15 protein-coding genes, 1 tRNA gene and 1 other annotated feature are annotated in these 22,285 nt (G+C 46.0%); of the genes, 14 read left to right on the top strand and 2 right to left on the bottom strand.

Annotated features, from left to right (window positions below; translation table 11 throughout):
- Window position 1 precedes the first annotated feature (1 nt).
- The 5 genes from remB to BMZ78_RS02100 all read left to right on the top strand — a co-directional run bounded on the left by remB (window position 2) and on the right by BMZ78_RS02100 (window position 7,876).
- Window positions 2–256: an extracellular matrix regulator RemB gene (gene remB / locus BMZ78_RS02080; RefSeq protein WP_093227535.1), complete on the top strand. Its 255-nt coding sequence runs from the start codon at window positions 2–4 to the stop codon at window positions 254–256.
- A gap of 58 nt (window positions 257–314) precedes the next feature.
- Complete coding sequence (gene gyrB / locus BMZ78_RS02085; protein WP_093227537.1) at window positions 315–2,231, top strand: DNA topoisomerase (ATP-hydrolyzing) subunit B; 1,917 nt, start codon at window positions 315–317, stop codon at window positions 2,229–2,231.
- 87 nt (window positions 2,232–2,318) lie between these two features.
- Window positions 2,319–4,724, top strand: coding sequence for a DNA gyrase subunit A (gene gyrA / locus BMZ78_RS02090; protein ID WP_425263903.1), 2,406 nt, complete (start codon window positions 2,319–2,321; stop codon window positions 4,722–4,724).
- 233 nt (window positions 4,725–4,957) lie between these two features.
- Entirely contained in the window at window positions 4,958–6,415 is a 1,458-nt protein-coding gene (gene guaB, locus BMZ78_RS02095) for an IMP dehydrogenase (RefSeq protein ID WP_093227541.1), read from the top strand.
- Window positions 6,416–6,610: 195 nt separating this feature from the next.
- The gene (locus BMZ78_RS02100) at window positions 6,611–7,876 is read left to right on the top strand and encodes a D-alanyl-D-alanine carboxypeptidase family protein (RefSeq protein ID WP_093227543.1); all 1,266 of its coding nucleotides are present in this window, start codon (window positions 6,611–6,613) and stop codon (window positions 7,874–7,876) included.
- A 199-nt stretch (window positions 7,877–8,075) separates the two neighbouring features.
- On the opposite strand, the gene pdxR is transcribed toward BMZ78_RS02100, so the two are convergent.
- Window positions 8,076–9,551, bottom strand: coding sequence for a MocR-like pyridoxine biosynthesis transcription factor PdxR (pdxR, locus tag BMZ78_RS02105; protein WP_093227544.1), 1,476 nt, complete (start codon window positions 9,549–9,551; stop codon window positions 8,076–8,078).
- A gap of 175 nt (window positions 9,552–9,726) precedes the next feature.
- On the opposite strand from pdxR, the gene pdxK reads away from it, so the two are divergent.
- The 9 genes from pdxK to BMZ78_RS02150 all read left to right on the top strand — a co-directional run bounded on the left by pdxK (window position 9,727) and on the right by BMZ78_RS02150 (window position 21,072).
- Window positions 9,727–10,542: a pyridoxine/pyridoxal/pyridoxamine kinase gene (gene pdxK / locus BMZ78_RS02110; RefSeq protein ID WP_093227546.1), complete on the top strand. Its 816-nt coding sequence runs from the start codon at window positions 9,727–9,729 to the stop codon at window positions 10,540–10,542.
- A gap of 166 nt (window positions 10,543–10,708) precedes the next feature.
- Window positions 10,709–11,593: a pyridoxal 5'-phosphate synthase lyase subunit PdxS gene (gene pdxS, locus BMZ78_RS02115; protein ID WP_093227548.1), complete on the top strand. Its 885-nt coding sequence runs from the start codon at window positions 10,709–10,711 to the stop codon at window positions 11,591–11,593.
- Between the two features lie 12 nt (window positions 11,594–11,605).
- A complete protein-coding gene (gene pdxT / locus BMZ78_RS02120; protein WP_093227550.1) occupies window positions 11,606–12,202 on the top strand; it encodes a pyridoxal 5'-phosphate synthase glutaminase subunit PdxT in 597 nt (198 codons plus the stop codon).
- Window positions 12,203–12,237: 35 nt separating this feature from the next.
- Window positions 12,238–12,456 (top strand) — a binding site (T-box leader).
- A 39-nt stretch (window positions 12,457–12,495) separates the two neighbouring features.
- The gene (gene serS / locus BMZ78_RS02125) at window positions 12,496–13,773 is read left to right on the top strand and encodes a serine--tRNA ligase (protein WP_093227552.1); all 1,278 of its coding nucleotides are present in this window, start codon (window positions 12,496–12,498) and stop codon (window positions 13,771–13,773) included.
- A 163-nt stretch (window positions 13,774–13,936) separates the two neighbouring features.
- A tRNA-Ser gene (locus tag BMZ78_RS02130) sits at window positions 13,937–14,026 on the top strand.
- Window positions 14,027–14,141: 115 nt separating this feature from the next.
- The gene (locus BMZ78_RS19315) at window positions 14,142–14,264 is read left to right on the top strand and encodes a hypothetical protein (RefSeq protein WP_281244519.1); all 123 of its coding nucleotides are present in this window, start codon (window positions 14,142–14,144) and stop codon (window positions 14,262–14,264) included.
- A gap of 1,834 nt (window positions 14,265–16,098) precedes the next feature.
- Window positions 16,099–18,243, top strand: a complete 2,145-nt coding sequence (locus BMZ78_RS02140) for a hydantoinase/oxoprolinase family protein (protein ID WP_093227556.1) — start codon at window positions 16,099–16,101, stop codon at window positions 18,241–18,243.
- 23 nt (window positions 18,244–18,266) lie between these two features.
- Window positions 18,267–20,555: a hydantoinase B/oxoprolinase family protein gene (locus tag BMZ78_RS02145; RefSeq protein ID WP_093227558.1), complete on the top strand. Its 2,289-nt coding sequence runs from the start codon at window positions 18,267–18,269 to the stop codon at window positions 20,553–20,555.
- A 16-nt stretch (window positions 20,556–20,571) separates the two neighbouring features.
- Window positions 20,572–21,072: an acetone carboxylase subunit gamma gene (locus tag BMZ78_RS02150; RefSeq protein WP_093227560.1), complete on the top strand. Its 501-nt coding sequence runs from the start codon at window positions 20,572–20,574 to the stop codon at window positions 21,070–21,072.
- A gap of 157 nt (window positions 21,073–21,229) precedes the next feature.
- Here BMZ78_RS02150 and mog read toward each other — a convergent pair whose 3' ends face one another.
- Window positions 21,230–21,706 (bottom strand): molybdopterin adenylyltransferase, encoded by a 477-nt coding sequence (mog, locus tag BMZ78_RS02155; RefSeq protein ID WP_093227562.1) that lies wholly within the window; start codon window positions 21,704–21,706, stop codon window positions 21,230–21,232.
- Window positions 21,707–22,285 lie beyond the last annotated feature (579 nt).

Genomic DNA, 22,285 nt, shown 5'->3' on the forward strand with positions numbered 1-22,285 from the left:
GGTGTTTATTCACCTGGGTGGGAATCGCATGATTCGCATTGGTGAGGTGATCGCCATCATCGATGCACAAAGCAGCAATGCTGCGGATCCCTATTTTTCTTTTTTGGATATTGCAAATAAAAAAGGACGATTTGAGCAGATTTCATCCGATGAAATAAAGGCCTATGTGATTACGGATCAAAAAATCTATGGCTCTCCCATCTCTTCACTCACGTTGTTGAAGAGAGCGGAACAGAGCCAATATGATCGGAAATAAATGCGATTCGATCAAACAGGAAAGAATTACGATTTGATGAGAGTGCAGGTGACCGAGATTGACCGTACAAAAAACCAGCTATGATGAAACGCAAATTCAGGTGCTTGAGGGATTGGAAGCGGTAAGGAAACGGCCAGGAATGTATATCGGTTCAACCTCAAGCCGTGGGCTACACCACTTGGTTTGGGAAGTGGTAGACAACAGTATTGACGAAGCGTTGGCTGGGCGATGTGATACGATTATTGTCATTGTCAACCCGGATAACAGTGTAACCGTCATCGACAATGGTAGCGGGATTCCGGTCGGAATTCAGCCCAAAATGGGACGTCCTGCTGTGGAAGTCGTCATGACTGTTCTTCATGCAGGTGGTAAATTTGGAGGCGAGGGATATAAGTTTTCAGGTGGTTTGCATGGTGTGGGGGTATCCGTTGTCAATGCCTTGTCTGAATGGCTGGAAGTAGAGGTAAAACGTGAAGGAAAAATTCATCGCCAACGCTACCGCCGCGGTGTACCTGAGATGGATCTGGAAGTGATTGGGTACACGAATGAGACGGGAACCAAAATCACCTTCAAGCCAGATAAAGAAATTTTCACAGAGACCACTGTTTATGATTACGACATTTTGCAAAATCGTTTGCGGGAACTGGCGTTTCTGAATCGAGGAATCAAGATTGTTCTTGAAGATCAGCGCGGAGAAGGCCGAAAGGATATTTTCCAGTTTGATGGTGGGATCTGTTCGTTTGTGGAGCACTTGAATCGCAATCGTGAAGTGTTACACGAACCCCCCATTTACATCGAAGGAACCAAAGAGCAGATCCAGATCGAAATTGCGATGCAATACAATGACTCGTATTCTTCAAATATCTACTCTTATGCCAACAATATTCATACGCATGAAGGTGGAACCCACGAAGCAGGTTTCAAATCTGCTCTTACCCGTGTCATTAACGATTATGCGCGTCGCAATAACCTGTTAAAAGAAAGTGATAGCAATCTGACAGGAGACGATGTGCGCGAGGGATTAACAGCTATTGTCAGTGTGAAGATCACTAATCCTCAGTTTGAAGGACAAACCAAAACCAAGCTGGGTAATAGCGAAGCACGTACAGCAACAGAACAATTGTTCTCTGATCGTTTCCAATCCTACCTTGAAGAACATCCGGCTGTTGCGAAAAAAATTATCAGCAAGGCTGTTACAGCTGCCCGTGCCCGGGAAGCAGCCCGGAAAGCCCGGGAGCTCACCCGTCGTAAAAATGCGCTGGAGGTTAGCTCACTACCAGGGAAATTGGCAGACTGTACTTCACGCAATGCGGAGATCAGTGAGCTGTTCATTGTCGAGGGAGATTCCGCTGGAGGTACTGCCAAACAGGGACGCGACCGGATGTTCCAGGCGATTCTGCCACTAAAAGGTAAAATTCTGAATGTGGAAAAGGCGCGGCTGGATAAAGCATTGTCCAACGATGAGATTCGCACGATCATTACGGCTCTTGGGACAGGCATTGGCGAAGACTTTAATTTGGATAAGCTTCGCTACCACAAAATCATTATTATGACGGACGCCGATGTAGATGGAGCCCATATTCGTACCTTGTTGCTGACCTTCTTCTATCGCTATATGCGACCATTGATCGAAAATGGGTTTGTCTATATTGCGCAGCCTCCACTTTACAAATTGCAACAAGGGAAGACAATTCGTTATGCATACAATGACAAAGCCAAAGAAGAGCTTCTGAAGGAAATGGAAGAAAACGGAAAAGGAAAAGTGGACATTCAACGTTACAAAGGTTTGGGAGAAATGAATGCCACTCAGTTGTGGGAAACCACAATGGATCCTGAAAGTCGTGCACTGCTTCGGGTTTCTTTGGAAGATGCCATGGATGCAGATCAGGTATTTGAAATGTTGATGGGCGATCGAGTTGAACCACGCCGTGACTTTATTCAAGAGTTTGCAAATCAGGCCAATCTGGATGTGTAACTTATTCAGCTTGTTTTGTAAACCAATGGGGAGTTGATCTACTTGGCAGAAACAGAACGTATTCAATCTGTAAATATTAGCGATGAGATGAAATCATCCTTTCTTGATTATGCGATGAGCGTCATCGTTAGCCGGGCTTTGCCAGATGTTCGTGATGGGCTAAAGCCCGTTCATCGCCGGATACTGTACTCTTTGTATGAACAAGGGATGACTCCAGACAAGCCTTATAAAAAGTCAGCACACGTAGTTGGAAACGTGCTAGCACAATACCATCCCCATGGAGATGCGGCAGTTTATGATGCCATGGTACGGATGGCACAAGACTTCTCGTATCGTTATATGCTGATCGATGGACATGGAAATTTCGGATCAGTGGATGGGGATTCCCCGGCGGCCATGCGTTATACCGAGGCGAGAATGGCTCCCATTACGTTGGAGTTGCTTCGCGATATTCAGAAAAATACCATCGACTTTATGCCGAACTATGATGGACAGAAGCAAGAACCCAAAGTTCTTCCGGCACGTTTCCCCAATCTTTTGGTCAACGGGTCTGCTGGAATCGCAGTAGGAATGGCGACAAATATTCCACCGCACAATTTGCGTGAAGTCATTGATGGAATCCTTCTCCTGATTGATCGACCTGATGCGGCCATTGAGGACCTGATGAAAGTCATCAAAGGACCAGACTTCCCAACAGGCGGTATTATTCTCGGTTTAGACGGCATTCGCAAGGCTTATCGGACAGGTCGGGGCAGTATTCAAATTCGGGCGAAAACACGTATTGAAGAAGCTGGCAGCGGTAAAATGCGCATCGTGGTGGAAGAACTGCCATATCAAGTTAACAAGGCCAAGCTGGTCGAAAAGATTGCGGAATTGGTGCGGGATAAGAAAATCGATGGGATTACTGATTTACGTGATGAATCGGATCGGAATGGGATGCGTGTTGTCATCGAGTTAAGACGGGATGTCAATCCACGGATCGTATTGAACAATTTATTTAAACACACTTCACTCCAGACAAGCTTCGGCGTCAATATGCTTGCACTTGTGGACGGGCAACCCAAGGTGCTCAACTTGAAACAGGTTCTTTATCATTATCTTGAGCATCAGGTGGAAGTGATTCGCCGGCGTACCCTGTTTGATCTGAATAAAGCGGAAGAACGGGCTCATATCTTGGAAGGGCTTCGTATTGCTCTGGATCACATCGATGAAGTGATTCAATTGATCCGGTCCTCTCAAGATGCAGGAGAAGCACGGACTGGTTTGATGGAAAGATTCGGGTTGAGTGAAAAACAGGCCCAGGCGATTCTGGATATGCGTTTGCAACGTTTAACAGGGCTTGAACGTGACAAAATCGAGGCAGAATATCAGGAACTTCAGGAAAAAATTGCTGAACTGAGGGCGATTCTGGCGGACGAAGCCAAAATTCGTGAAGTCGTCAAAAAAGAGATAATCGAAATCAGGGAAAAGTATGGAGATGACAGACGGACACGTATCAAACTGGATGTAGAAAGCATCGAAGAAGCCGATCTCATTCCGGAAGAAGAAGTTGCCATTATTATGAGTCATCGTGGCTATATCAAACGGATGCCGCTATCCAGTTATCGTGCGCAAAAGCGTGGCGGTAAAGGTGTTACCGGAATGGGTACGAAAGAGGATGATTTTGTACAAAATCTCTTTGTCACCCACTCCCATAACTATCTGCTGTTCTTCTCCAATAAAGGAAAAGTTTATCGCTTAAAAGCTTATGAAGTTCCGGAATTGGGTAGAACAGCACGAGGTACTCCGATTATTAACCTGATTCAAATTGATCAAGACGAGTATATTCATGCGATCATTCCTGTAAAGGAATTTGATGACAAGAGTTATCTCATCTTCTGTACAGCTCAAGGTATTGTGAAGAAAACCGCTTTGTCTGAGTTTGAAAATATTCGCCGCAATGGTCTGTTCGCCATCAACTTGCGGGATGAAGACGAATTGGTGAGTGTTCGCTTGACAGATGGAGATCAAGAAATCATTATCGGTACCAGCTTGGGAATGTCCATTCGTTTCCATGAATCTGAGGTAAGGGAAATGGGACGTTCGGCTACCGGGGTCAAAGGCATTACTCTGGGTGATGATGATCATGTCATTGATATGGATATTGTGATTCCGGGTAAAGATGTGCTCATTGTTACCAAAAAAGGATATGGAAAACGGACGCCATTAAGCGAGTATCGGGTACAGTCACGTGGAGGAAAAGGAATTAAAACATTGAGCATGACAGAGAAAAAAGGGCCTGTGATCGGACACAAAGTGATTTCTGAAGAAGAGGATTTAATGATCGTCACCCAATCGGGAACCGTCATCCGGATCAATGTATCTGAGGTCTCTGTCTTGAGTCGTTATGCCCAAGGTGTAAAACTGATTGCTGTTGAAGGCGATGAAGAAGTCGCTACCGTAGCCCGTGTTCAAATTACAGATGACGAGGACGAAAGCGAACAGGAGAATTAAGACAGAGGATGATTTCTGCGAACATTGCCTATCCTAAGGGTAATGTTCGTTTTGTTTTATCCTTTTATCCACATAGTTATCCACAGTTATACACAGGTTATCCACAATTTGTGCACAATTATCCAGCATTTTTCAGATGATTTCTACCTATTTGTTTATCATTGACAGTCAAAATCCAGCTTTGCTACACTAGCAAAAAATCTGGGACATCTGTGAAAGGGAGCTGTTAATCAATGTGGGAGCAAAAATTTGCTAAAGAAGGATTAACGTTTGATGATGTGTTACTGATCCCTGGGAAGTCTGAAGTACTGCCAAAGGATGTAAATGTAGGTACCCGACTGGCTGACTCGATTCGTTTGAATATCCCGTTGATCAGTGCTGGGATGGATACAGTAACAGAGGCATCTTTGGCTATTGCGCTAGCTCGCCAGGGGGGAATTGGCGTTATTCATAAAAATATGAAAGTGGAAGAACAGGCGGAAGAAGTAGATCGGGTTAAACGTTCAGAGAGTGGAGTGATTACCAATCCATTTTATCTCCATCCTGAACATAAAGTGCATGATGCAGAAGAGCTGATGGCAAAATATCGAATTTCAGGTGTGCCCATTGTCGATGATCAATTAAAATTGGTCGGTATTATCACGAACCGTGATTTACGTTTTGTTCGCGATTATTCTACACCGATTTCCGAAGTAATGACGAGGGATAATCTGGTGACAGCTCCAGTAGGAACCACTCTGAAAGATGCTGAAGCGATCTTGCAAAAGCATAAAATTGAAAAGCTGCCATTGATCGATGAGCAAGGTGTATTAAAAGGGTTAATTACGATCAAGGACATCGAGAAAGCGGAACAATTCCCAGATGCTGCAAAGGATGAACATGGCCGTTTACTCGTGGGTGCAGCTGTTGGTGTAGCAAAAGACACTATGCGTCGGGTAGCTGCTTTGGTAGAAGCGGAAGTAGACATGATTGTGGTCGATACAGCACATGGCCATTCCAAAGGTGTTTTGGAAACAGTAGCCGCTTTAAGAAAGCAGTATCCTGATCTCGTCATTGTGGCTGGAAACGTTGCAACTGGAGAAGCGACACGTGATTTGATTGAAGCAGGAGCAAGTGTGGTCAAGGTAGGTATTGGCCCTGGATCGATCTGTACGACACGGGTAGTGGCAGGAATTGGCGTTCCACAAATAACGGCGATTTATGATTGCGCAACAGTGGCAAGACAGTATGGAATCCCGATTATTGCCGATGGAGGTATTCGTTACTCTGGGGATATTGTCAAAGCCATTGCTGCAGGCGCAGATGCTGTTATGTTGGGTAGCTTGTTTGCGGGAACAGAGGAAGCTCCAGGCGAATCGGAAATTTTCCAGGGACGCCGCTTTAAAGTATACCGTGGCATGGGATCCATTGGTGCCATGCAAGCAGGCAGTAAAGATCGATATTTCCAAGAAAACCAACAAAAACTGGTTCCTGAAGGAATTGAAGGACGTGTGCCATACAAAGGGCCTTTGGCCGATACGGTCTATCAATTGATTGGTGGTCTGCGGGCAGGTATGGGGTATTGTGGAGTAAAAACCATTGAAGAACTGAAAGAAAAAACCCGTTTTATTCGTATTACCAATGCATCTTTGCGTGAAAGTCATCCACACGATATTCAAATTACCAAAGAGGCCCCCAATTATCATGGATAAGAGGGCTTGCTGATTTTGTTTGAATCAGAACACAATGAAATACTATCATTTGAATCATCTCTTAAAATTGTGAAGAAGTAGGGAATTTCTCTACTTCTTCTTCTTTTTTTAAATAGATTGTTATAGAATGGAAAAATCAGTGGTGATACGGCATGTGTTATATTCAAAGTGTAATGTAGGAAGGAGGGATTGGGAATGGCTGGAAGATGGGGAATGGGTTTTCTTGGCGGGATTGTGCTGTTTTTTTTCTGTTTGTTTGGTTTTCCTGCATCTTTGGTAGCGGCTGAGCAGCCCAAGCTTCCAGATATTAAGGCAGAAGCTTATTACATTATGGACTTCGAAACAGGAGCTACTTTGGCTGAGTATAATGCAGAAGAGCCGCGTGCACCTGCCAGTATGACCAAAATGATGTCTGCATTCGTGGTGTTGGATCAGATTAAGGCAGGAAAACTTCGATGGGATGATAAGGTAGAGATCAGTAAACGTGCGGCGGCGATCCCGGAAGCGAAGATTGATTTAAAGCCAGGAAAAGAGGAAACGGTGCGAACACTTTTTGATGCCATGTTAATTCAATCAGCCAATAATGCTACGGTCGCTCTGGCAGAAAAAGTGGGTAGGAGCGAAGAAGGCTTTGTTGCATTAATGAATAAAAAAGCCAAAGAGCTGGGGATGAAGAATACACAGTTTCGTACAGCGTCCGGTTTGGACGAGAAATCATACGGCCGGTATATGCCAGCGATGCCTGCTGGACACAGGCAATTTGAGAATAATGTCATGTCTGCACATGATACAGCGATCCTTGCTCGTAAATTGATTCAAACACATCCGGAAGTACTCAAAACGACTGAAACGAAAACAAAGACATTACGAGAAGGAACATCACGTGAAGAGAAAATAAAAAACTGGAATCTGATGTTACCTTCTTTTCCTCACGCATTTGAGGGAGTGGATGGAATCAAAACAGGGCACACGGATGAAGCAGGATACTGTTTTACGGGTACAGCGAAACGTGGGGAACTGCGCTTGATTACCGTGATAATGGGGGCTAAAAGCGATGATCGGCGGTTTATCGAAACCAAAAAACTGCTTGAATATGGATTTGAGCATTATGAACTGAAAACGATGTTAACCGCCAATCAACCTGTACCAAAGCATTCTACCCTGGCTCTCCCCAATGGTGTGGAACGTGAAGTTCCAGTAGGAGTAAAGACATCTGTCAAGGCACCTGTACTTAAAGGAGAAGATAGCAAATATACTTATCAAGTCCAGTTTGATCCAGCAGTGAAGGCGCCGCTAAAAAAAGGAGACGTCGTAGGGCAAGTGAAAGTACTTTACAATGGCAAAGAAATCAAAAATATCGACCCCGTTCAGTTGACTGCCCAAGCCGATGTCGAAGAAGCCAGTTCCATTCGTTTATTCTTCCGAGATCTCTTTGATTCCATCACGAGCTGGTTTCGTTAAGTACATATCTGGGTTGGACCATTGCCAGCATGATTCAGGATCCAATAGGAAAGATGAAAATAACCGAATAAGCTTATAGAGCAAGGAGAAATCCTTGCTTTTTTTGTAACAAACGGGACAAGCGAATCGTTGTCTGATCCAGGATCGGGAGCAAACACCATCCAAGAGAAAGGTTAACAATTCGCTGAAGGTACATGAGCTAGAATAAAGGGGTTTGCCCTCGTTGTTGGTGTAAGGCATGTAAGTACTCTCGAATGACCAGGCACATTTCCTTGATTCCATAGGAGAGCTCATTTTCACTTACATTGGAAAAGCTGAGGCGAAGATGATTCCATTCAATTTCACTTGGGTAACAAGCGGAGCCAGGTAAAAAGCTGATTTCCTTCTGTTTCATGAAACTTAAAAGATCAATGGAATTTGTTCCTTTAGGGAGCGTAATCCAAATATTAAATCCGCCTTTGGGTAGAATCCATGAGACGCCCGAAGGGGCATGTTTATTTAGTAGATGAATGGTCATATTTCTTTTTTGCTTGAGTGTTTCTCTTAATTCTTTTAACAAACGATTAATGAGTTTTGTTTGGAAGATAGGTAGAATCACCTTTTGATTCAGTAAAGGATTCCCCATGTCCGCATTGGTTTTGGCGGCAATTAAACGGTTCAAAATCCCTTCCGAAGCGACCAGAAACCCGATTCGGCAACCTGGAGAAAGAATCTTGCTCAATCCTTTCAGATAAATAACGTTCCCGTAATGATCCATGGCTTTGATGTGCAAGGGTGGGGACTCATCAAAATAGATTTCGCTCCAAGGGTCGTCTTCCAGAATTAAACAGTTCATGTGATAAGCCAATTCAATCAGCTCTCTTCGGCGCTTTTGACTCAAGATATAACCCGTAGGATTTTGAAAGGTAGGTATGGTATAAATCAATTTCGGGTTGTAGGTATCAAATAAAGCAGTCAGTTTGTCCATTCGCATACCTTCTTCATCCATGGGGACAGAGATAACAGTGGCACCTCGGCTACGGAAAATATCGATCGCAGCCGGATAAGTGGGTTGCTCGGTGACGACAATATCACCAGGTCCCAAAAAGCATCGCGCGACCAAATCAATCCCTTGTTGCGAGCCATTGGTGACCAGGATGTCCTGGGGTGATACTTTAATTTCTTCTCCTACCAAATAGGTAGCGAGAGCCTGGCGCAGTTCAATATCTCCTTGGATTTCCCCATATTGAGCCAAAATTTCCGGTTCCCGTTGCACAAGCTGCTGAATACTCTCAGCCAAAATGTTGGTTGGCAAAAGATCTGGATGAACAATCGGGCTGGAAAAATTAATCCTGGCAGGTGTTTGATTATAGTACATTTGCTGAGTGCGATGTAAATAATCCGGAATTTGCAATAGTGTTTTTTCTTCTTTCGATTCCTCTTCTTTTTCTCCGAAACTCCGGTTGGTAACAAAAGTTCCTTTTCCTTGAATCCGTTCGATCAACTGCTGTTTTTCCAGCAAATCAAAAGCTTGTATGACTGTTACAGGACTGACCTGCAGTGTTCTGGCCAATTTCCGTACAGATGGCAGACGTGACCCACTGGGAAAATAACCGGATAAAATACGATCGGCAAATGCCTGGAATATTTGCTGAGCAAGCGGTATCTGTGATTGACGATTCAGTTCGATTTTCATGCAATTCGCCCCTAAGTGTTACAATATGTTATTGACTGTTATATTTAAGTGTACATAGAATCAAAATTGAAAACAATAAAAAAGGTTAGTTAAAGAATAAATTCATCCAATAATCGCCGAATAGATGAGAAAAAACACATAGTAACAGTGATGGTTCAATAGCAGGAGGGAGAATATGACGGTTTATAAAGCATTAACGATTGCAGGTTCGGATAGTAGCGGTGGTGCTGGATTACAGGCAGACTTGAAGACGTTTCAAGAACGTGGCGTATATGGAATGACAGCGATTACCACCATTGTAGCGATGGACCCCGATAACAACTGGAACCATCAGGTGTTTCCTGTTGAGCTGGACACTGTGAAGGCACAGTTAAAGACCATTTTGGAAGGTGTAGGCGTCCATGCTTTAAAGACAGGAATGTTGGGAACGCTTGAACTGATCGAACTCGTTGCAGAGACACTGGAGAAATATGAAGTGGAACGTATTGTCATTGACCCTGTTTTGGTCTGCAAAGGAACCGATGAAGTGTTAAATCCTGATACACTTATTGGATTACGGGAGATTCTGGTTCCTAAGGCAATGGTAACTACCCCCAATTTGTTTGAAGCGGCTCAATTAAGCAAACGCGGCCCTATTCAAACCATTGATGACATGAAAGAAGCTGCTGCCAAAATTCATGAACTGGGTGCCAAGTATGTATTGATTAAAGGTGGAGGAAAACTAAAACACGAAAAAGCTGTCGATCTTTTATATGACGGTGAAACTTTTGAGCTTCTGGAGTCGGATCGGATTGATACCTCTTATACACATGGAGCTGGTTGTACTTATGCTGCGGCGATCACGGCGGAGTTGGCGAAAGGAAAATCAGTGAAAGAAGCGGTTTATACGGCAAAAGCGTTTATTACGGAAGCCATTCGCCACTCTTTCCCACTTAACCAATATGTAGGTCCTACACTACATGCAGCTTATCGGTTGTATGGTGAAAAGTAATAATTGGATTCACAGGATAAGGAAGAATCCGTTTCTCCAGTAATCCTCAAGGCGAAAGAAGTAACGACATGGAGAAACGGATTCTGGTGATTTGATCAATGATACTTGCTATACCCCCATTTTATCGGTTTACAATCGGATTGAAAACCAGAAGGAGGAAGGATTTATGCGACAAACGGGTACAAATCGTGTCAAACGTGGAATGGCTGAGATGCAAAAAGGCGGCGTCATTATGGATGTGGTGAACGCTGAACAGGCAAAGATCGCTGAAGCTGCCGGTGCAGTAGCGGTTATGGCCTTGGAACGCGTTCCGGCTGATATTCGTGCAGCCGGTGGAGTAGCGCGGATGGCTGATCCACGTATTGTTGAAGAAGTGATGAATGCCGTTTCGATTCCAGTGATGGCTAAAGCACGTATTGGGCATTTTGTGGAAGCGAGAATTCTGGAAGCGATTGGAGTAGACTATATAGACGAAAGTGAAGTATTAACACCAGCTGATGAAATGTTCCATATCGATAAAACCCAGTTTACCGTACCATTTGTTTGTGGAGCGCGTAATTTGGGTGAAGCATTGCGCCGCATTGGGGAAGGGGCGTCGATGATCCGAACCAAAGGGGAACCAGGTACCGGAAACGTAGTCGAAGCTGTTCGGCATATGCGGACCATGCAAAGCCAAATTCGCAAGGTCCAAAACATGTCTCGAGACGAATTGATGACCGAAGCCAAAGAACTGGGGGCACCTTTTGAACTGCTGCTTCAGGTACATGAAACAGGCAAGCTCCCAGTGGTGAACTTCGCTGCAGGTGGTATTGCCACTCCGGCTGATGCAGCACTGATGATGCATTTGGGAGCAGATGGTGTATTTGTCGGATCCGGAATCTTTAAATCGGAAAACCCGGAGAAATATGCACGGGCGATCGTAGAAGCAACCACCCACTATGAGGATTTTGACTTGATTGCCAAATTATCGAAGGATTTGGGTACACCGATGACAGGGATCGAAATCTCCCAGATTCGTCCAGCCGAACGGATGCAAGAGCGAGGATGGTAAGGGGGAACGAAGATGAAAATCGGGGTACTCGCTCTGCAAGGAGCAGTAAGGGAACATGTGTCTTTATTGGAGAAAGTAGGCGCTCAGGCGATTGCCGTGAAAAGAGCGGAGCAACTGGCTGATTTGGATGGTCTGGTGCTCCCGGGTGGAGAATCCACTACAATGGGAAAACTGATGCGAAAATATGATCTGGTTGATCCCATTGTCGAAATGCATCAACAGGGAAAACCAATTTTTGGAACTTGTGCAGGAATGATTTTATTGGCCAAAAAAATCGAAGGTCAAGAGGAACCGCATTTGGGTTTGATGGATATCACTGTCAAACGCAATGCCTTTGGCCGTCAAGTGGACAGTTTTGAGGCGGATCTGTTCATAAAAGGAGTTGCCGAGGATTTTCGCGCTGTGTTTATCCGTGCTCCCTATATTGCCAGTGTCGGACCGGAAGTTGAGATTTTATCTGAAGTTGATGGAAATATCGTAGCAGCAAAACAGGACACTTTGCTTGCGGCTTCATTCCACCCTGAGCTAACTGATGATGTTCGCGTTCATCAATATTTTGTGAAAATGGTACGAGAATCGCTGGATAAAAAACAGTCAGTTGGAGTATAATAATAATTAAAATTGTACGCTGAATCTTGGATAGGTTAAACGTGAAGAAGAGGCTAGTAACCGCTTTGGTTTGTACCAGAGAGGCGATGGTGGGTGGAAATCGTCCAAATCAAGTGGTGAATCCACCTCAGAGCGAAACGTGAAAAAGTGGCAAAGCTTTAAGCGTTTTCGGCAGCGAACCGTTATCTCGCTTGAGAGGATCAGTGCTAAAGCTGATCAATAAGGGTGGCACCGCGGAACCTTCCGTCCCTTTGTGGAGGAAGGTTTTATTTTATTTCAAAGGGGGTCTTGTTATGCTGAATGTAAAACTGCTCCGAGATCAGCTGGAAGAAGTCAAGAAAAGATTGGCAACCCGTGGTGAAGATCTCAGTCATCTCGACTTGTTTTTGGAATATGATCAACAAAGACGTGAAGTGATTCAAAAAGCGGAAGAATTGAAAAATCGACGCAATGTTGTTTCCCGGGAAATAGCCCAGTTGAAAAAAGCCAAACAGGATGCAGAAGCAAAAATTTTGGAAATGCGCCAGGTTGGAGAAGAAATTAAGCAGCTCGATGAGCAGGTTCGGCAATTGGAAGAAAAAATCAACGATATTTTGCTTACCCTGCCCAATATTCCGCATGAGACCGTTCCGGTTGGTGCTTCGGAAGAAGAAAATGTAGTTGTTCGTTATTGGGGTGAAGTGCCAGATCCAGCTTTTGAGATCAAGCCCCATTGGGAAATTGGGCAAGCGTTGAACATTTTGGATTTTGAACGGGCAGCGAAAGTCGCTGGTTCGCGGTATGTATATTATCAAGGAATGGGTGCACGGCTGGAACGGGCTTTGATCAGTTTTATGCTGGATCTCCATACGAAAGAACACGGCTATACTGAAATCGTTACACCCTTTATTGTTCATCAGGATAGCATGCTAGGGACCGGGCAACTGCCCAAATTCGCTGAGGATGCTTATAAGATTGGAGAAGAAGAGTCTTACTTGATTCCTACAACAGAAGTTCCACTTGTGAACTATTTCCGGGAAGAAATTTTGAGCAATGAAGATCTGCCGAAATATGTGACAGGTTATAGCCCCTGTTTCCGGTCAGAAGCAGGGTCTGCAGGAAGAGATACCCGTGGAATCATTCGTTTGCATCAATTCCATAAAGTGGAGCTGGTAAAGGTTGTTCATCCGGAAAACTCGTATGATGAACTGGAAAGCATGTTGGCCAATGCTGAAAAGGTACTCCAACTCCTTGAACTTCCTTATCGTGTGATCGAACTCTGTACAGGAGATTTAGGTTTTACTGCTACCAAGACCTATGATATTGAAGTATGGTTACCAAGCTCGGGTACTTACCGTGAGATTTCTTCCTGCAGCAATTGTGAAGATTTCCAGGCGCGCAGGGCAAATATCCGCTTCCGGCGTCATCCAAAAGCGAAACCGGAATTTGTTCATACTTTGAACGGATCAGGTTTGGCTGTTGATCGGACCATTGCTGCCATTTTAGAAAACTATCAGCAAGAGGACGGTACCGTGTTAATTCCAAAGGTGTTACAACCTTATATGGGTGGAATCACACATATTGGCAAATAATCAACAAAAAATGCACCCTGATCCGTACCATTTCTTTGACAGGCCAGGGTGCATTTTTTAGATGATGAATGGAAATCATCATGCCAAAAACGTTATCGTTTGATAAGCTATTGACAAATCGATCAAAACAGGTATAATGTGTTAATGTATTCCTATTTTTTATGGAGAGGTGGCCGAGTGGTTTAAGGCAGCGGTCTTGAAAACCGCCGTAGTCGAGAGGCTACCGTGGGTTCGAATCCCACCCTCTCCGCCAACTGTTTTGAGCGTTATAAGCGTTATTTTAAAGGTAGGGAACCGGTGATTAACCGGTTGCGTGTGAAGCGTCTACCTTTCTGTCTTTACAGACGGAAAGGTGGACGCTTTTTATTATGTATGAAACCCCACGTAAAACACTGATAAAAGAGCGTAAAGGTAAAAGCCGCATTCAAGAACGTGAAGCGGTATCTCCTGCCGCTAATTTTTCCGCTGAATTGACTTTAAAGAAGGACTAGAACTGTTTGTAACAGCGAAAAAAGCCGAAGGGATGCGCCCGTGAACCATTCACGGCTATTACAAGCACATCGTTAAATATGGATTAACGCGATTTATTCGTTATTGCTTCGGTTGATAAGGTTCTCAATTAACTCCCAGGGGTAGTCTTACCAGGCGCCTGGTACCATTAGATTGCCGACAGGAGAAATAACCCTGGGGCAAATCCGATAACTATCCGTTAAAAAGTTTCGTGTGAATTTTCCAATGTCGGGGGTTACATTTAATTCCGTCATTATGCTAAAAGGGGGATCACCAGCTTTTTGTAAGAAACCTACGCTAAGAAGTCGTTTGACGAGAAATAAGGGGTTTACTCTACCTTAAGACATTCTGTGATAAAAATTAATCTACTGATAATATTTATCCTTTTAACATGGATGGTGGGACACAACTAAAAGTATCTAATACAGGTATGAAACTCACTAGAATAAACAGAATGAATTGACACGAAAGAACAAATAAAAAAAGTTGAAAGCCTTCTTTCCCCAGCTTTTTCTTTCCTTGAGACCTTATTATATTCGTCGCTATTATGGCACCAACAACAAAAACAGGACCTACCAAAAATAATAATGTTAATAAGTTTGCATTGTAATTAATGCCAATATCGCATTTATACCAATGATAGGATTGAATGTTGATAAATGCATAGGCATAAGCAAAACAAAGAATGCTTTCAATTAGGACGTATATAACATTATAGAAATTCCTCTTTGTTTTCTGTTTCTGCTCATGCTCCTGGTACAAGCGAATCCTCCTCTTTAAATATAATCGTATTTATTTTTATTATATAACTCATTGAATATTTTTCAGCATATATAAGCCTAAATGTATACTTTACTCTCGTGCCATTGTTATTTCATAATCCTACATATGTTGAAGTAACAAAGTTACAAGAGTATGATGGCAGGTCAAATAACGCCATTTATATTTTCAATATTTATAATATTATGTCCTGTCAACTGAAAACGCCGTGGGTGAGGATGATTCCAAATAAGATTCGGAGCCATGGCTTGACTTGATGCAATGAAGTGTGCTCCAAAAAAACAGTGTTGACAATGTAAGCCAGATGATCGGCCTAAAGATCAACAGCACTCCGCTCGTTAACCCCGCTCTGGATTAACAGCCAAAAACCAGCTCACCATGGTTTTCCATCGACCATGGGAATTTGAAGTCAATGAAAAAATGGGGATAAAATGGTCGGTCGGATGACACTGCTTTTGTCAGGGTTCCATAGCGAACCATTGAAAGGATCTAAAAGAATGCGATGGTTCCTATATTCATAGAAAATGAAACTATCTCCGGATGATATAAACGATCTGGCAAAACATCCATAAAGATCCAGGTCTGATTACTCTAAATAAGGCAATGAATCTACTTATTATGAATAAAGAAATATTTTGAATAAAGGGGATTGTTTTATAAAATAGACTGTGCTAATATAATAACTGAAAACAGAATCTGTTATATAATAAGATAATTACACGAACGGAAGGAGTGTGTAGCGAAAAAAATACAACCATGAAAAACCCATTTCCCCATGTTGAATCAAACTTTTGGTGATGATGTCACAGGGTTGCGAAATATGACTTGCTTTTAAAGCACAAATCGGATCATGCCGGAGGGATACCTATTACGCAACGCGTGTTGTGTACAGGCCTTCGGTTTCGCGGGATGGATGCGTTCGCAGAAAGTAAACGTTGGCATGTGGTTTGCTTAAGTTATAGGGATGGATGCCTTCTATTCGAAAAAGAGTTAATATTCAAATCTATTAATGAATTTGGAGGGGAGTGATGGTCTGTGTCCCAGCACAAACCGCAAATTCTTGCCATTGATGCTGGCGGAACGATGACTGACACGTTTATCATTGACGACCGTGGAGAGTTTGTCGTCGGAAAGGCGCAGACGACTCCGGAAGACGAGTCGGTCGGCCTCTTGAATTCTGCTGAGGATGCCCTTCTGTATTGGGGCATGACAGGAGAAGAGGCGTTTCCGCAGATGCTGACCGGGGTTTATTCCGGCACCGCAATGCTTAACCGCCTTGTGTCCCGCAAAGGGCGTAGGGTCGGGTTGATCGTTAACAAGGGCATGGAGGACTTTCACCGGATGGGACGTGCTGTGCAGTCGCACCTCGGATACTCATATTCGGACCGACTACACCTTAACACACATCATTATGATCCGCCGCTGGTGCCCCGTGAGTGGACTCGTGGCGTGACAGAACGGGTCGACATGTTTGGAAACGTTGTCATTCCGCTTTATGAACACGAAGTCGAGCCTGCTGTGCGGGAATTGGTCGAAGAAGGGGTTGAGGCCATCGTCATCAGTCTGTTGCATTCGTACAAAAATCCGGTTCATGAGCGGCGCGTGCGCGACATCGCCCGCGAGACGATCCAAAAGATGGGAAAGGATATCCCGGTGTTCGCATCAGTGGATTACTATCCGGTGCGCAAAGAGTCCCATCGGACGAACACGACCATTCTGGAGGCGTACGCGGCAGACCCTTCGCGCCATACTCTCGAGAAGGTCAACCAGAGGCTCAGCGAGAAAGGGGCAAAGTTCGACATCCGCGTCATGGCGAGCCACGGGGGAACCATTAGCTTTCGCGCCAACGAGTTGGCCCGCACATTGGTGTCCGGCCCGATCGGTGGAGTTGTCGGTGCCAAGTATTTGGGCGAGCATCTGGGTATCTCCAACATTGCTTGTTCGGACATTGGGGGAACCAGTTTTGACGTTGCACTGATCACTCAAGGGGACTTCACTATCAACACCAGTCCGGATATGGCTCGTTTGGTATTGTCGCTGCCGCTGGTGTCAATGGACTCCATTGGAGCAGGTACCGGTAGCTTTGTCCGTGTCGATCCCTACACGAAGTCGATCGTTCTAGGACCTGACAGCGCCGGATACCGGGTGGGTGTTTGCAATCCGAACGGAGGTATCGACACGATCACCGTGTCCGACTGCCACGTGGTGCTAGGTCTCATCAACCCCGACAACTTCCTCGGTGGGCAAGTGAAGCTGGAGCGGGAGCGCGCATACGAGGCTGTCAAAACCCAACTAGCCGAACCGCTCGGGTTGTCGGTGGAAGAGGCATCCTATGGTGTTATCGAGCTGCTCGAGTCGCAGTTGCGTAACTACCTGGAGTCGATGATCACCGGTAAGGGCTATTCCCCCACACAATTTGTTTGCTTCTCCTACGGTGGCGGAGGACCGCTGCACACCGCCGGTTACGTAAAAGGGCTGGGCTTTGAGGATGTCTTGGTGCCCGCGTGGGCGGCTGGATTTTCTGCGTTCGGTTGCGGGGCAGCTGATTTTGAATACCGGTACGATATGACCTTGGACATCAACGTCCCCGACGGAGCGGCAGAAAATCAGAAGACCGAAGCCGCTAGTGTACTGCAAAGGGCATGGAGCGAACTGCAGGAAAAAGTGACAGAAGAGTTTGTTAAGAACGGCTTTTCACGCGATGATGTCCGCTTCCGGCTGTTTTTCCGCATGCAGTACCAAGGCCAGCTCAACGACCTGGAAATCGAGTCACCTCTGATGCATGTGGAAACGGTAGACCACTGGGACGCGCTTGTGAACGCATTCGAAGAAACTTACGGTCGGGTGTATGCCAAAGCGGCCCGTTCGCCAGAACTCGGGTACACCATTACGGGTGCCATCGTACGTGGCGTCGTCGACATACCGAAGCCCAAGATCCCAGAAGAGGAGCTGGCTGGAGAAGAGCCACCGAAAGAGGCCTATCTCGGCAAACGGCGGGTATACTGGGCCGGCGAGTGGATCGAGGCTGACATCTGGGAGATGGAAGCCCTCAAGGCAGGCAACCGTATCAAGAGCTTCGCGATCATTGAGTCACCAGCGACCACGTTTGTAGTGCCCTTTGGATTTGAAACCGTTCTCGATTCGCACCGCATTTTCCATCTGCGGGAAGTATCCCGTTAACCTTTGTAAGGAGGGATTGTTCCATGGCGATTCGTGAGAGCGATTTGGCTGCGAAACAGACGAAAACCATCGGATGGAACGGCAAGACATTGAAAGAGATGCGCCGCGAAATCGATGAGTTGACGAAGGAAACTGGTTATTACGCAGGTTTGGAGAAACTACCGTTCAAAGAATCGGAGCCGATCCGTTTTGAGAAAATTTTCGCCAAGTTGCGCGGCGGTGTTGTACACGCCCGGGAGACAGCCAAGCGCGTGGCTGCTTCCCCCATTGTCGAACAAGAAGGAGAATTATGCTTCACCCTTTATACTCCGGAAGGAGATTCGGTAGTCACGTCAACGGGTATCATTATTCACGTTGGAACGATGGGCTCGGCGATTAAGTTTATGATTGAAAATGATTATGAGGAAAATCCAGGAATTGAACCAGGGGATATCTTCTGCAACAACGACTGTCAGGTTGGTAATGTTCACCCCTGTGACGTCCATACCATTGTCCCGATTTTCTGGGAAGGGGAAGTCGTTGGTTGGGTCGGTGGGGTCACACACGTCATCGACACCGGTGCCACAGCTCCCGGAAGCATGTGCGTCGGACCAGTGACGCGCTACGATGATGGTTACCAGATAGCTTGTCGCAAGATCGGTCGTAATGACGAACTGTTGCGCGATTGGCTGGTCGAAAGCCAGCGATCGATTCGGACGACGAAGTACTGGCTGCTCGACGAGCGGACACGCGTGGCCGGTTGCCACATGATCCGTGACCTGGTTCTGAGCATCATCGAAGAGGAAGGGATTGACGCGTATAAGCAATTTATTCGCGAGCTCATCGAAGAAGGGCGGCGTGGACTCATCAACCGCCTGAAAGCGATGACAGTCCCTGGAAAATATCGGCAAGTGGCGTTTGTTGATGTCCCGTATCGCCATCCCGATGTGGATGTCCCGCCTTATGCCAAGGTTGACACGATCATGCACGCGCCTTCAGAAATTACCATTAATCCCGACGGCAGCTGGGAGCTGAGTTTCGATGGTGCGAGCCGTTGGGGTTGGCACAGCTACAACGCACAACCCATCGCGTTCACCAGCGGTATTTGGGTCATGATGACACAAACACTGATCCCGAACGACCGCGTGAACGATGGTGCGGTCTATGCCACCCAATTTGTGCTCCCTGAGGGAGGCTGGATGAAGCCCGACGACATCCGCACGGCTCACAGTTATGCATGGCATTTCCTCGTTTCCGCTTGGAGCCCCTTGTGGCGTGGCCTGAGCCGGGCTTACTTCAGCCGTGGCTATTTGGAAGAAGTGAATGCCGGCAACGCAAATACGAGCAACTGGTTGCAGGGTGGAGGGTTTAACCAGTACGACACCATCCATGCCGTGAACAGTTTTGAGGCTGCCGCTGAGGGAACTGGTGCTTCGGCTGTGCGAGACGGTCTTGATCATGCGGCCGCGATCTGGAATCCCGAAGGTGACATGGGAGACATGGAAATCTGGGAGCTGGCTGAGCCACTGCTATATCTTGGCCGGTCGATCAAACCTAATACCGGCGGGTATGGAAAGTACCGCGGCGGCTGTGGCTACGAAACCCTACGCATGGTGTGGAACGCCAAGGACTGGACAATGTTCTTTATGGGAAATGGTTACATGTCGAGCGACTGCGGACTGATGGGCGGCTATCCAGCGGCTGCAGGATACCGCTTCGAAGCGCACGGAACCGACCTGAAGGAGCGCTTCGAAAAACGGTTACCGTTCCCACAAGGCGGAGATCCCAATCCAGACGATCCACAATACGAAAAAGTTCTCGAGTCGAAAGAGATCAAGCGCGACAAGCAGGCCATCACCACGGAAGCCATTTTCGAAAACTACGACCTGTACCTCAATTACCTGCGTGGAGGTCCTGGTTTCGGCGATCCGCTGGAGCGCAAGCCTGAGCATATCGAAGCGGATCTCAATGGTGGCTACCTCTTGCCTGAGTACGCTGAAAAAGTGTACGGGGCCGTGTTCACCCGCGATGAAAAAGGGCGCTATCACGTTGATCCGAAGAAGACGGAGGAACGACGCAAGCAAATCCGTCAGGAGCGACTCAAGCGAGGCAAGCCAACGCGTGAGTGGATGAAGAAAGAACGTGAGCGCATTCTGCGCAAGGAAGCTGCTGTGCAAGTTCAGCATATGTACGCCTCCAGCTTTTCCTTGAGCGAAAAGTTCTTAAATGAATTCCGCACTTTCTGGAACTTGCCGGAAAGCTGGGTGGTAACGGAAGAGGAGTTGGAAGTTCCTACATTCGGGTCCAAGTTGAAACTTACTGAAAGCATTTGATGGGGGGGAGACGTATATGGCACAGGAATATGACCGTCGGACAATCGAAGAGTTGGTCGACGGGACTATCGGATTCCCGAAGCTGAAGGAGATGCTGTCGTCCTTTAAGGATCCTGGCCGGTTTGACACCTACGTGAGCATTCTGCAGGAGCGGGTGCCGTGGGACGACAAGATTTTGCTCCCATACGGCGAGCACTTGTACGTGGTGCTGAAAAAAGACGGCTCTCGTGTAATCAAGTGCGATTGCGGACACGAGTTCGGCGATTACCGGCAGAATTGGAAGCTAAATGCCCTTGTGTACGTACGCGATGATGAACAAAAGATGGCGGAACTGTATCCCAAACTTCTGGCACCCGATCCGCAATGGCAAGTCATCCGCGAATACTACTGTCCGGGTTGCGGCACACAGCTGGAGGTAGAAGCCGTTACTCCATGGTATCCGGTTATTCACGATTACGAGCCTGACATTGATGCGTTTTATGAACAATGGCTAGGTCGACCTGTTCCGAAACCCTAAATCTTCCTAGCACAGTAGAAAAACCCGCCGCTATTGGGCGGGGTTTTTCATTGCGGTTTGTCATCTGATTCAAACATGGGGGTCCGGGTTTTTTCCGTTTGCGTCATAACGTGGTGCGGGCGATCTCAACTTCAGCCATGATCGCGGTGATGACAGTTCAGTGACGGGTATCTCCGGCGATGAGAGCCAAAGCATGCGGCAGGACATCCTCAATGACCCTAAAACATTCTTCCACTCCTTTGGGACTGCCCGGAAGGTTGATGATCAGTGTTTGATTGCGGATGCCTGCAACTGCTCGGGACAAGATGGCGTATTTTGTATATTTCCATGTGGCAGCCCGCATCGCTTCACATAGCCCGGGCGCCTCTTTGTCGATGACAGCTTTCGTCGCTTCTGGTGTGACGTCACGAGGACCAAAACCGGTTCCGCCTGTAGTCAGAATCAGGTTGCATCCCACTTCGTCGGCCAGTGTGGTGAGAGTTTCTTCGATGAGTTCCCGCTCGTCAGGGATGACTCGATGTGCGACGATATCCCATTTTGCGCACAATTTTTTAAGCAGGGCCCCGCTGGTATCCTCCCGTACACCTCTGGCAGAACCATCACTGATCGTGACAATGCCCACTTTTATTTGCATCCAGTTTCCCTCCTCTCAAATTTAAAATAATTAAGGGGAATTTCCATATTTATCTATATTTGAGTATATTTCCAGAGACGGTTAACTGCCTCCTTTCTGCCCGTCAAAACAAAAATGGCCGCTTTCGCTTCCGGATTTTTTTGCCAAAAACGTGAGGTCGATTGCTTTTCACATGTTATGGATTTTCAGTGCCGCAATGCTGGAGACTGTCAAGACTGTCAACGCTTGGCACGATGTTATTCATTGAAATGGGTTCGTATGTATTCCCTCGATAGCATGATTGGACCAGAAGAGGGGCTTTTTTCGTGCATGATTCGTACATAAAGAGTAATCGTTTGATTAGGAAATATCAATCGGAGTTTTCAGTGCTAGACAGTATTGTATTAAATTTTTGAAAAACCTATTTATACAATAACCCAAAAATAATGATAAAATCAATTGATAATGGAGCGAATCCAAGAAAAGGATGGAAAAAGTGGAGGGAATTCATTGGAAAGAAAAGCTGATCCAATGTGTTCTGGAATATTGGCAAGCGTTGAGACTTCTCTTTCGCTTTGAATTATCGAATGATTTAATATA

Origin of the sequence: Thermoflavimicrobium dichotomicum, from assembly GCF_900114055.1 — a bacterium.
Lineage (GTDB): Bacteria > Bacillota > Bacilli > Thermoactinomycetales > Thermoactinomycetaceae > Thermoflavimicrobium > Thermoflavimicrobium dichotomicum.